This window comes from Rubneribacter sp., assembly GCF_965361815.1.
Map to the genome: position 1 here is coordinate 1 of NZ_CBDTNW010000081.1, position 11,556 is coordinate 11,556.

An 11,556-nucleotide genomic window follows, 5' to 3' on the forward strand; every position below is an offset into this window, starting at 1 on the left:
CTCGCGCACGATGTGGAACACGGGCATGCCCAGCTCGCGCGCCTTGTCGAGCGCGCGCGAGCACGTGGGCACCGTGGCGGCCGCCCCGGCCACGCACAATGCCGACGAGGAGTCGACGAACCCATGCTGCATGTCGATGACAAGGAACGCGGCGGTGCGCGGGCAGATCATAGCGAGCCTCCTTGGACGATCTCGAATCGGTTCTTATGGAAGTCCACCAGGCCGTCGCGCTTCATGCGCGAGAGCTCGGCGCACATGGCGCTGCGGTCCACGGACAGGTAGTCGGCCAGTTCCTGGCGGTCAAAGGGGATGGCGAAGCGGTTCGACCCTGCGGCCTCGGCCTGCTCGGAGAGGTACGACAGCAGCTTCGCGCGCGTCGTGCGCTTGGAGACGTGCTCGATCTTGCGCGTGAGGGAGTGCGCGCGCTTTGCGATGAGTCCGAGCAAGTTGCGAACGAGCCGTGCGTGGAACGCGCACGACGAGGAGCACATCGTGGTGACGCGGCCCACGTCGAGGAACAGCACAAGCGCGTTGTCTGCGGCCATGACGTTGACGTCGAGCGGCAGGTCGGGCTCGCATGCGCACACCTCGGCGAACGACTGCCCCGGCCCGAACGATGCAAGGATGCTGCGGTTGCCCCAATAGTCGTCGCGCTCCAGCCGCACCGCGCCCTCCAGCACCATGCCCATGCGGGTGGTGGCATCGCCCATGCGCAGCACTGCCTCGCCTTTCTCGAACGAGCGGGTGCGGACGTCCAGACAGGCGAGCAGAGCCTCGAGGTCGTTCGCGCCTATGCCGTCGAACAGCGGCGAGCGGCCGATGAGCGGCAGGTAGCGGTCAAGGGAATCCATCGGCTTCAGTCTCCTTTGTTGCAATTGCAACGAAACTTCTTGCGCCAGTATCGCCGGGCGGGGGCTGCCGGGCAAGAGGGGCCAGGCGAACGCTCGGCAAAACCACATGCGGACAGCCGCCGATGGCCGTCGGCCGCATGGCTAGCGTGCGGCGGCGACAGGGCCGGTGGCCCGCCTGGCCGCCGCCGCACATAAAGGAAGCGCGGGCCGTTACGAGATGCCCAGCGCGTGATGAGCGGCGATGTAGGCCATCGTCGCCCCAGGGCACAGCGTGGCGCCGCCGCCAAGGTAGGCGCCGCCGGCGATGGACGCCGTGCAGTTGCCGCATGCGTACAAGCCCGGGATAACCTCGCCGTCGTTGTTGACGGCCTGGGCGTTCTCGTTGATCTTCACGCCTCCTGCGGTACCGGTCATGGCGGGCAGGTACACCGCTCCGTAGAACGGGCCCTTCTCCACGGGGCCGATCATCGGGTTGGCGAGGTCGGGCCGGTCGATGTTTTTGAGCCATGCGCTTTTGCTCGACTCTTTCTCGCCGCGATGGTAGTCCTCGTCCACGCCGGTCTGCGCGTAGCCGTTGAACTTCGCCACCTCGGCGACCAACCCTGCCGCGTCGATGCCCAGCTTCTCCGCAAGCTCCTCGATGGTGTCGGCCTGCTCGAACCACGATGCGTCGCCCTCGCCCATGCCGGGCAGCTCGTAGGTTTCAACATAGGTGGAATCGCAGATGAAGAAGGCGGGGACGTTCTCGTAAGTGAGCGTGTCGGAACTGAAGTTCTGCATGCTCATGTTGTAGACGGGATACGTTGCCGACTCGTCGCCGAAGCGATGGCCCCGGCTGTTCACGATCATGCTGTTCGGATAGCCGCGATAGCGGTTGAAGTCGTTGCCCTTTATGTCGAACTGCACCGATGCCGCAGGGTCGAAGTCGGCGGGCTTGCCGGGGAAGATGTTCGGCATGGCCCAGACGAAGCTCATCAGCCCGAGCTTCGCGTTGATGCGTCCGGCGGCGCGGTGGCCGTCGCCCGTGTTCGTTTGCGCGGCGTTGGAGTAGAAGATGGGCGCGGGAAGGTTCTCGCGCGTCATCTCGGGATCGTGGTCGAAGCCGCCGGTGCCCATCAGCACCGCGCCGGCCTTGATGTTGACCTCCTTGCCTCCCTGGAGCGCTTTGACGCCGATGACGCTGCCGTTGGCGTCGGTGTAGAACTCGTCGAGCGCCGTTCCCATGAGGATCTCGCAACCGCGCTCTTGGAGCTTGGCTTGGATGGCGTTCCACACATCGCCCGCCTTGCCGCTTTTCACCTTGGAGTTGCGGCCGTAGTTGAGGAAGCCCTCCACGTTGTCGTAGTAATCGTGGGCGCCTCCCACGGCGAACTCAACGCCGATGGTGTCGCTTAACCACTCCATCATGACGTGCGCCGTGTCCACGTACGCCTCCACCGTGGCTTGATCGGTGCGGCCTCCGCCGCATCCGGTGATGTAGGCGATGGCGGCCTCGCGGCTGTCGGTCACGTTCACGTCGGCCTGCCACTTGTTCATAGGGGTCCAGAACCCGCCGCCCGACGTGGTGGAGGTGCCGCCGAACAGGCTGTCGGCCTTTTCGATGAGCATGACCGAAGCGCCTTCGGCCTCGGTGGCCGCAAGCGCGCCGACGGCGGCGGTCCCCGATCCTATCACAAGGAAGTCCACCTCGTGATCCCAGTTGGCAGGCGCCGAGACCGAGGCGGAGGCGGAGGCGCCGCCTGTCTCGCCTTCGGACGACGCGGGCGAGCACGCGGCCAGCCCCAGCCCCGCGCACGCCAAGCCCGCTCCCGCCAAAAACGACCGCCGGCTCAAGGCGCAAGCGCGCTTTTTCGCGCCGTCGTGCGTGTTGATCTTCATCCCTTCTCTCCTTTTCGCTCTTGTTTCCGCAAAGGTGCCCTGTTGACGGATCGGCGCCTCGTGCACTAGGATCAACGGTTGCGAACCTTTCAATCCCCCGCGCCCGGGCGCCGACCCGCCGTGATGCCAGCATGCCATGCGCCTTTGCGGGCGGGCATCGCACGCACCGTGCTAAAATCCGGCGGAGCGTGCGTCATCCATTTCGAGTGAGGGGCTTTCATGTGGGGTTTTGTCAAAACGGGGTCGCGTGCGATGAGGGGAGTCGCAGCGCTTGTCCCCCTGGGGATGATCTCGTTCGCGTTGACGCGCGTGTGGATGTCGCTTGTCGTCAACCTCCATGTCACCATCGGCTCGTCGGAGTCGGCTGTGGCGGCCGTGCAGGTTCTGGTGACCGTGACCATGGTGGCGCGGTTTTTCGCCGACTGCGCGATGGTCGCGCTGGGCCGGCGCGTGACGTCGCTTGCCTCGCACCCGCTTGCGGCGGTTGCGGCGGCGGGGGCGCTCACGTTCGGAACCCTGTTCGTCACGTGCGCGGCCAACGGGTGGATCGACAGCTTCGCGCTGCTCGTGGTGGGGTCGGTGCTGTGCGGCGTGGGCATCGAGGCGTTCTGGCTGCTGTGGAGCGAGCTGTTCGTGTCGATGGAGTTCGGGCGGGTGAAGGCCGTCATCATGGCGAAGATAGGCATCGACGCCGTATGCGCCCTCGCTCTTCACGCCGTGCCCATCGACGTGGCGTTCGTGCTGCTGGTGGCGGTTCCCGTGGTGTGCTTGGTCGGATTCCTCCGCGCATGGCGGCGGCGAGGAAGGGACGACGTTGCCGCCGTCTGGGCAAGGCCGTGGCGCACTATATTGTTCAAGCAGTTCGCGCCCATAGGCATAGGCGCGGCGCTTCTGTGCTTCGGGTTCAGCTTCTCGCAGTCGGGGTTCCAGGATGCGCTTTCGGGCGTGGACAACTCCTACGCGCTGGGCATCCAGGTGTCCATTTTGGGAAGGTTCGTCACGTTCGCGGTCATGGGCGTGGCGCTGCGCTTCATGCGCGACTGCCACTTCGAGGTGCTGTTCCGCGTCTCCATCCTGGTGGCCGCCGTCGGGTTCCTTTCGCTCATCCTGCCGTTCGAAGGGAGGTTCGCGTGCTTTAGCGTGGCGGTCATCGTGGCGTCGTTCGTTTCGGAGAACGCCATGACGCTGCTTGCGGTGTACGCCGCCAAGCACGCCACGAACTCGCCCGTCCGCATCCTCGCGTGCGGTCAGTTGGCGCTGCGGGCAGGGGGGCTGTGCGGCGTTGCGGCCGGAAACGCCCTCGCCGTTGCGGTGGCGGCGGGAGTCCACATGGACGTCCTTGCGTACCTGGTGTCGTTGGAGGTGCTGCTGCTCACGTTTGCCGGCATGTACTTCATACGCGAGCAGAGCGTGAACCGGCTTTTGTGGGAGGTGGTGCCCGCCGAAGGCGACCAGGCGGGGCCGGACGCGACCTCGTGCAAGGCGACGCTTCTGGCCGACGCGTTCGGGCTGACGCAGCGCGAGCGGGAGGTGCTGGCCCTTTTGCTGAAGGGCCGCAGCATCCCCTACATCAAAGAGACGCTCTACATCAGCACGAACACCGCCAAAACGCACGTGCGCCACATCTATCAGAAGGTGGGCGTCCACGAGCGCCAGGAGCTGCTGACGTTGGCCAACGAGTTCCGTGGCGCGTGACGGACGGCTGATCCCCTCGCTCAAGTTCCAAAAGCCGCGTCAGTGTTGCGCGGAATCTCCGTCAGGCTTCGTCCCTGTCGTGCCGACTGCGCCCCCGCTTCGCTCCACAAGGTCCAGCAGTTCCTGCTTGGAATGCACGCCGGTTTTGGCGTAGATGTTCTTCACGTGGCCTTTAACGGTGTTGAGGGAAACCACAAACAGTTCGCTTATATACGAGCTTGAGCGGCCTTTCGCCAGATAGAACAGAACCTCCTCTTCTCGCTGCGTCAGGCCATGAGCTTTTGCGCAGGCGCTGCACCGCTCAAGGATCTGGTCGTCGGCGCTTCTAACCACCTCGTTCACGATGATCACAGACTCTTTCCTCTCGGGATGTCCCCTTGCAGGCTCTTTTTCTTTGCGAGTCTGCCTGCTCAGGAGCAGCAGGGCTGTGGACAGGAGGTAGCCGCACAAGAACACGAGCGTGACCGTCTGGATGAAGTCGTACCCGTCGCTTCCCGAAAGCGCGGTTCCCACTGCCACGCCCACCACCGAGAGCGCAGTCTCCATTCCCCGGCTGAATCCGTTCACGACGTAGCTTGACACGTGCAGGTTGCGAACCGCAGACGCGGTCAGCACCATGAAGGCGAAGCTGACGAAGAAGTAGCCTCCTGCCAAGAAGCCGTTTCCGTACGCGCGGCTGTCGGGATCGATGAACGGCAATAGAAACAGCGCGGCCAAGGCGAGGGGAAATATCGTTCTAAAGACGGAGGAGGGGTCAATGGCCTTGTACGAGGTGGCGGAGACGGCGAGAAAAAGCGCCGCAGCGCATCCGATGGAAAAGCAGGTCACCTGACTTGCGTGCGAGAACCCCCTTGGGGTCCCTATGGCCACTTGACCCACGATTCCGAACACGGTGGCAAACGCCGCCAGGCAAAACAGCGGGCCTAGCAGTTGGGAGAGCGTCGAGCGCACGGTTCCCTCCGTCGCGGCCGCCGCCTCTACGGGCGAAGGCGAGGGCCGCGAGACGGAGAAAAACGTGGCGACCTCCACCCGCCCGGGCTCCAAGCCGACGTTTTTGCAGCATACGGCCAAAAGAAGCGCGGATGCGGGGATGCCTGCGAAGCACAGGGCCATGGCGATAGGCGAAGGGAACGCGACGAGCGCCGAGCTGACGGCGAAGACGCACAGGAAGGCCGATCCGACGCAGAAGACCCGCAGTCGCGCCGGAACCCATGCAAGGGCCTCTTGCCAGGAAAGCGCCAACCCGCCTGCACCCGATCCCGTCAGCGCGCCCGCCAAAACGGCGAGAGGCCTCAAGCTGCCCGACACCGCCAAAAGCGTCGTGCCTGCCAGGGCGCACGCGGCGCACCACCCCGCCGGAAGGCGTTTCTGCTCAAAGGTTCCGCGCACGCCAAGGACTCCGACGGTCGCAGACGTTGCTGCGTACGACAGAAGCAGAGCCATGTCGTACGCGTCGTTGGGCAACCTGCGCAGCCCGACGGAGGCGAACAGGGATTCCGACAGCAGAAGCCCCTGCATCAGTCCGAGGAGAATCCCGAACCCCGCAAAGGTCATCGTGAGTTTCGCAGCGCTTTTCATGGCAACCCCTCCCTCCTCTTGAGACGCCGTGCGCGAACGACCCCAAAGAGGTGGTGCCAGCATAGCAAACTGCCGGCGCGCGGCAGGGCCTCGCGACTCAAAACAACCCGAAAGGAGGGGTGCCATTTTGCCGCGCCGCGCGTACTTTTAGAGGCGCGCCTGCGGCATGCGGTTGCGGGTGGGACGTCGTGTTGGGCCTGCGAAGGCTCCAAAACCAAGGAAAGGGGACGCACATGGAACGAAACAACATCGAGCGCAACGCCTCCGGGCTTTCCCGGCGGAGCTTCATCACGGGAGCGGCTGCCGCAGGGGCGATTGCGGCAATGGGAGCGGTGGCGGGATGCGCGCCGTCCCAAGCCTCCTCGCCATCGTCGGGAGCGAGCGCGGAAACGGGAGGATCGGGGTCGAGCCAGGCGGCGGGCGCAAGCGCGTACGACTGGGCGGGTCCCGCCCCCGAACCCGTTACCGAGTTCGAGGAGACCGTCGATCTGACGGGTCAGTACCTGATCGTCGGGGCGGGCATGTCCGGATACGCGGTGGCCACACGGCTCATCGAGCTGGGGGAGAAGGTCACGCTCGTCGCGAAGACCGATTCGTGGACGGGAATCGGCGGGTCGGTGTTCGCGTTCAACAGCTCGCTGGCCAAGCAGGTGGGCGGTGAAGTCGATGTGGAGGAGGCCCTTCCCCGCATCATGGAGATGATGAGCCACAACGTGGACGAGCGGCTGTGGCGCATCTTCGCTTTGCGTTCGGGCGAGGCGATGGACTGGGCGTGCGGCATCTGCGAGGAAGAGGGGCTGACCGTTATCATCTCGGAGGTGGAGCACGGGTCGTTGGGCGAGTATCCGGGCACGCATAACTTCGCTGGCGGCGCCAACTGCTCGTTCACCACCGACAAGGATCCGAATTCCGAGAATCGCCTTCCCACCACGGTCGGCAGCCCGATCATGGACTTCCTTCCCATCTTGGAGCGCCGCTGCACCGAGGGCGGTATGAGCTTGAACTACAGCACCACGGTGGAGCAGCTCATCAAAGACGACGATGGGCGGGTGAGCGGCGCGGTGTGCACGTCTGCCGAGGGCAAGACGGTCGGCTATGTGAACGCGCGGGCCGTGGTGCTGTGCACGGGCGATTACACCATGGATGAGAACATGCTCAAGGCGCTGTGCCCCATGGCCGATTCCGAGAACGTGTACAAGGGCTTTTTGGAGTATGCGACGGGCGACGGTCAGAAGCTCGGCGTATGGGCGGGTGCCGCCATGCAGGACACCATGCCGCATGCTCCCATGATCTTCTCGCTTCCCGTCGAGTGCACGATGGGGCAGTCGCCTTGCGCGCTTTCCTCTGACGAAATCCGCGCGTTGTACGAGGACGACCCCGAGCTGCTGCAGCGCTACCAGACGGCCGACGAGGCCATCATCGCGCTCACCATGTCGAAGAACAACCTGCAGGTCAACGCCAACGGGGAGCGCTTCAATAACGAGCATTGCGTGATGGGCTACGAGGGCATCCAGCTTTTGCGTCAGCCGGGTGGCAAGGTGTTCAACATCTACACGCCGAACTGGATGGACTACATTCCCGAGCAGGCCGGCTACCTGGGCGGCCCCGTGGCGACCAAGGAAGATTACGCGCTGTTCATGTGCCCCGAGGGCGGTTTCGCCACCATCGACGAGCTGGCCGAGGCGAACGATTTGCCGGCCGACACGCTCAAGGAGACGATCAGGCGTTACAACGAGCTGTGCGAGAAGGGCTACGATGAGGACTTCCTGAAGCCTGCGGAGTACCTGTGCCCCATCGACGAGAACGGCCCCTTCTACTGCATCCCCACGTACAGCGCGCTGCTTGTGTGCTTGGGAGGTTTGCAAACGGATCCGGACCTGCACGTGCTCGATGAAGCTGGCGAGATCATTCCCGGCTTGTACGCGAACGGCTCGGTTGCCGGGAACTTCGTCGGCAACAACTACACCACGGTGTGCCCCGGATTGAATTTCGGTCGCAGCCTGTGCTTTGGCTACCTGCTTGCCGACTACCTGTCGAAGAACGAGTAGCCGCGCTGCGGCGTTGCCTTCGGGGACGTTGCCGCTGGCAGGCAACAGGGGACGTTTGCGCGTTTCACGGCCGCCAACATGTTCGCGCATGCTGGCGGCCCGGGCTGCTGGCGGGCATCCACGGAATTGGCGTTCCTCTCTGTTAGCGTTGACACGAACCCATGCCGGCCAACCCTCGGGCCGGGCTTCCCCCTGGCCGGGCGCTTCGGAAGGCCCCGCCCGCCCGTCGGAAAGGGCTCCCCGAAGCGCCCGGCGGGGCCCTGCCCGGCGGGCCGGCCCGCGCCGACCCCGGTTCGGCAGGGGCGCTTCCGCAGGTTGGCCACAAACCGCGCCCTGTGGCACGCCGGGCGGCCGATCCGGCGCATCGGCGGGCCGCGCGATTCCGGCGACCTGGGGTTTCTCCAGGCGCGGAGGGGCCGGGGGGCGGAAAAGCGGCCCCGCGCGTGCCACAGGGCGCGGTTTGTGACCAACCTGCGGGCGGCCCCCCGCCGGGCCGCCTCCGGAGGGGCCCGTGTCAACGGCGGTTTGACAGAGAGAGAGGGGCGTTCTTTCGCGTTGGCCGTGGCATGTTGCAGGCTCGACGTGCGATGTTCGGCGGTATACTGATGTCGAACAGTCGAAGAAAGGACCTTCCATGACCGCTTCCGAACCGTCCGCGCCGTCGGTCGCCCCTGCCGCCTCCGCCGCCTCTGCCGCCCACCTTGCGTCGCATCCTGTCCGACATCCGTCGTTCGACCAGTTCGTGGCCACTATCGCGGCGTTGCGCGCGCCGGACGGCTGCCCGTGGGACCGCGAGCAGACCCACCAGAGCATCGCGCACAACATGATAGAGGAGGCGTACGAGGCCGTGGACGCCATCGAAGCTGGCGACACGGCGCACCTGCGCGAGGAGCTGGGTGATGTGCTGTTGCAGGTGGTGCTGCAAAGTCAGATTGCCGCCGACGCGGGCGAGTTCGGCATAGAGGACGTGTGCGCCGACGTGAACGCGAAGATGGTGCGCCGCCACCCCCACGTGTTCGGCGAGGCCAGCGCGGAAAACGCCTCCGAGGTTCTGGACCTGTGGGACCAGGTGAAGCTGGCCGAGAAGGACGCCGCCGCAGACGCTGCCCCGGATGGCTCCGCTTCGGACGACCCCGCTCCCGACGGCGCCCCCGCCCCTGCGCCCAGCCTGCTCGACGGCGTGCCGACCAGCTTCCCGGCGCTTATGCAGGCGCAGAAGATCTCGCGCAAGGCCGCAGCCGCCGGCTTCGAGTGGGACGCGCTTGACGACGTGTGGGCCAAGGTGCGCGAGGAGACGGCCGAGTTGCAGGCGGCCTACAAGGCGGCGCCGAAGGCCGCCAACGGCAAGGTGGACGCAAGCGTTGCGCCTTCCGCGGGCGCCGCCGATGCCGCCGCAGCCGTGGCGGCTGTGGAGCTGGAGTTTGGAGACATGCTGTTCAGCCTGGTGAACGTGGCGCGCCGCATGGGCGTGGACGCCGAAGGCGCCCTGCGCGCCACCTGCGCGAAGTTCCGCACCCGGTGGGCCGCCATGGAGGCCGCCGCCGCAGCGCAGGGCCGGCGCATCGAGGAGCTTTCTGCCGACGAGCAAAACGAGCTTTGGGAGCAGGCGAAGGCGAAGGCCCGCCGCGCCTAGCGCTTGGTCCACCGCGCGCTTTCAGGTGACGCGCGGCGCCTTTCGCCCGCGACGACGCCCGCCCGCCGCGCCCGCCCGCGACGACGCCCGCCCGCCGCGCCTCGTTCCACTGCCGTCCGCTTGCCGCGCCGGGTTGCCGCCCGCGTGTCCGCCCGTCGTCCCCGCCTGCGCTCTGCGGCCAAGCCGTATTCTGCCGCCGTCCGCAGCTGCGGCCGCTCGTTCGTAGACGTTTCGTAAGCGTTGCGTTACGGCTTTTCAAACTGATGACGGTTGGTCGGGGGCTTCTAGTATCATACGGCCCGCAGGAAAGAGACGAGCAAAGCGGAGGTGCATCCGGCGTGGACGGACGACGTGCGATGCGGAAGGCGCGCGGCGCGAGCGAGCGCGGCGAGGACAAGGCGGAGCAGCAGATCGAGCGGAGCGAGCGAGAGGACGGGCTTTCGGCGTTCCGCCTCACCGACGACCTTCGCCCGCCGCTCAGCGACCTGCAGCGGCTGCACAGCATGGAGGCGCGCACGCGCGAGATCATCCAAAAGTACCAGGCCGCCATGCGCGAGATGGAGGTGCGCTTCGAGATCCTCGACCAGGACCTCAACCTCAAGAAGCACCGCAACCCCATCCACCACATTGAATCGCGCATCAAAAAGCCGGCGAGCATCTTCGAAAAGCTCGAGCGCTACGGCAAAAAGCCCACGCTCGAGAACATGGAGCGCTACATCATGGACATAGCGGGCGTGCGCGTGATCTGCTCCTACATCCACGATGTGTACAACTTGCTGGAACTGCTGCAGCGTCAGGACGACCTTGCCATCGTCACGGTGAAGGACTACATCGCCAACCCCAAGCCCAACGGGTACCGCAGCCTGCACGTCATCGTGCGCATTCCCGTGTACTTCCTGGACAAGAAGGAGCTCATTCCCGTGGAGGTGCAGCTGCGCACCGTCGCCATGGACTTCTGGGCCAGCCTCGAACACGACCTCAAGTACAAGGCGGTGCGCGATCTGGAGGGCATCGACACGCGCGCCGAACTCAAAGATTGCAGCCGCATCATCGAGGACGTGGAGGCGCGCATGCAGATTCTCGCGCGCGCCCTGGAGGTGGGGGAGTGAGGGCGCGCGCCCCGCGTTCGCGCTAGCCTTCGGTGCTTTCGGCGGCAAGGGATGCGCGCGGACCCTCCGCCGGCGTCGGGGCGGGCGCCGCGACACGCGCGGCGGCCGTGCGTCCGAAGAGGAAGCGGAGGTAATGGCCCAGCACGTAGGCCACCATCACCACGGCCACGGCCGTCTCCGCCACGAACAGGACGTCGAGCGCCTCGGGCAGCGCGACGCCCTGCGCGCGGAAGAACGCGATCGCCTTGCCAAGCGCGGTGGCCGTGATCACGAAGGGGAAGGTCATGGCGGCGTAGCTGGGGTAGAAGCGCAGGCGCAGCAGTCGGGGAAGCTGCGACAGCACGACGACGAGCAGCATCTGCGCGATCGCCAGCATGACGCCCGCGAACACCGGGTTCGGGTTGGGGGCGCAGGTCAGGTAGCCCACCAGCGACAGGCTCATGGGCGCGGTGTAGATGCACAGCAGCGGCTGCGCCGGCTCCGGCACCTCGTGCTTGGCGTAGCGGTACGTCACCAGGCCCAGCAGCACGACGTAGAACGCGAATCCCAGCCAGAACAGCGCATGCCCCGCCGCCTCCATGCCGAAGACGGGCGAGGTGGCCGATGCCACGACGATGCCCACATAGCAGATGAAGTACGTGGGAAACACCTCGTCCAGCTTGAACCGCATGATGAAACGGGTAACGTACAATTTTTTGCGCACTTTGACAGCAGGATAGCGTCCAGATAGGAAGGAGGGCACGGCCCGCCCCGGTATGATTCGA

General features: G+C 65.8%; 9 protein-coding genes. 4 read left to right on the forward strand and 5 right to left on the reverse strand.

Translation table 11 applies throughout. The features are described 5' to 3' along the window. From ACWKY3_RS06015 to ACWKY3_RS06025, 3 genes are all read right to left on the reverse strand, one after another. Positions 1-171: isochorismatase family protein (locus ACWKY3_RS06015; protein ID WP_449315531.1), on the reverse strand; the 171-nt coding region annotated here is incomplete at its 3' end. After that, the gene (locus ACWKY3_RS06020; RefSeq protein WP_449315523.1) at positions 168-851 is read right to left on the reverse strand and encodes a Crp/Fnr family transcriptional regulator; all 684 of its coding nucleotides are present in this window, start codon (positions 849-851) and stop codon (positions 168-170) included. The genes ACWKY3_RS06020 and ACWKY3_RS06015, both read right to left, overlap by 4 nt. 210 nt (positions 852-1,061) lie before the next feature. Beyond that, entirely contained in the window at positions 1,062-2,729 is a 1,668-nt protein-coding gene (locus ACWKY3_RS06025; protein WP_449315524.1) for an FAD-binding protein, read from the reverse strand. Between the two features lie 252 nt (positions 2,730-2,981). On the opposite strand from ACWKY3_RS06025, the gene ACWKY3_RS06030 reads away from it, so the two are divergent. Continuing rightward, positions 2,982-4,424, forward strand: a complete 1,443-nt coding sequence (locus tag ACWKY3_RS06030; RefSeq protein WP_449315525.1) for a response regulator transcription factor — start codon at positions 2,982-2,984, stop codon at positions 4,422-4,424. 39 nt (positions 4,425-4,463) lie between these two features. On the opposite strand, the gene ACWKY3_RS06035 is transcribed toward ACWKY3_RS06030, so the two are convergent. Further along, positions 4,464-6,002 carry a response regulator transcription factor gene (locus ACWKY3_RS06035; protein WP_449315526.1) on the reverse strand — a complete coding sequence of 513 codons (1,539 nt, stop codon included), beginning with the start codon at positions 6,000-6,002 and terminating at the stop codon, positions 4,464-4,466. 233 nt (positions 6,003-6,235) lie between these two features. Here ACWKY3_RS06035 and ACWKY3_RS06040 point away from each other — a divergent pair, with 233 nt between their 5' ends. The 3 genes from ACWKY3_RS06040 (at position 6,236) to ACWKY3_RS06050 (ending at position 10,792) form a co-directional block, all read left to right on the forward strand. Further along, positions 6,236-8,050 carry an FAD-binding protein gene (locus tag ACWKY3_RS06040; RefSeq protein WP_449315527.1) on the forward strand — a complete coding sequence of 605 codons (1,815 nt, stop codon included), beginning with the start codon at positions 6,236-6,238 and terminating at the stop codon, positions 8,048-8,050. A 634-nt stretch (positions 8,051-8,684) separates the two neighbouring features. Then, complete coding sequence (gene mazG / locus ACWKY3_RS06045) at positions 8,685-9,683, forward strand: nucleoside triphosphate pyrophosphohydrolase (protein ID WP_449315528.1); 999 nt, start codon at positions 8,685-8,687, stop codon at positions 9,681-9,683. A gap of 356 nt (positions 9,684-10,039) precedes the next feature. Further along, positions 10,040-10,792 (forward strand): GTP pyrophosphokinase, encoded by a 753-nt coding sequence (locus ACWKY3_RS06050; RefSeq protein WP_449315529.1) that lies wholly within the window; start codon positions 10,040-10,042, stop codon positions 10,790-10,792. A 22-nt stretch (positions 10,793-10,814) separates the two neighbouring features. Here the strand turns inward: ACWKY3_RS06050 and ACWKY3_RS06055 are convergent. After that, positions 10,815-11,556: TDT family transporter (locus tag ACWKY3_RS06055; protein ID WP_449315530.1), on the reverse strand; the 742-nt coding region annotated here is incomplete at its 5' end.

Bases quoted from the DNA above. Each gene is read 5' to 3' on its own strand.
- ACWKY3_RS06020 (WP_449315523.1), bottom strand. From the start codon at position 851: ATGGATTCCCTTGACCGCTACCTGCCGCTCATCGGCCGCTCGCCGCTG.
- ACWKY3_RS06025 (WP_449315524.1), bottom strand. From the start codon at position 2,729: ATGAAGATCAACACGCACGACGGCGCGAAAAAGCGCGCTTGCGCCTTG.
- ACWKY3_RS06030 (WP_449315525.1), top strand. From the start codon at position 2,982: ATGAGGGGAGTCGCAGCGCTTGTCCCCCTGGGGATGATCTCGTTCGCG.
- ACWKY3_RS06035 (WP_449315526.1), bottom strand. From the start codon at position 6,002: ATGAAAAGCGCTGCGAAACTCACGATGACCTTTGCGGGGTTCGGGATT.
- ACWKY3_RS06040 (WP_449315527.1), top strand. From the start codon at position 6,236: ATGGAACGAAACAACATCGAGCGCAACGCCTCCGGGCTTTCCCGGCGG.
- mazG (WP_449315528.1), top strand. From the start codon at position 8,685: ATGACCGCTTCCGAACCGTCCGCGCCGTCGGTCGCCCCTGCCGCCTCC.
- ACWKY3_RS06050 (WP_449315529.1), top strand. From the start codon at position 10,040: ATGCGGAAGGCGCGCGGCGCGAGCGAGCGCGGCGAGGACAAGGCGGAG.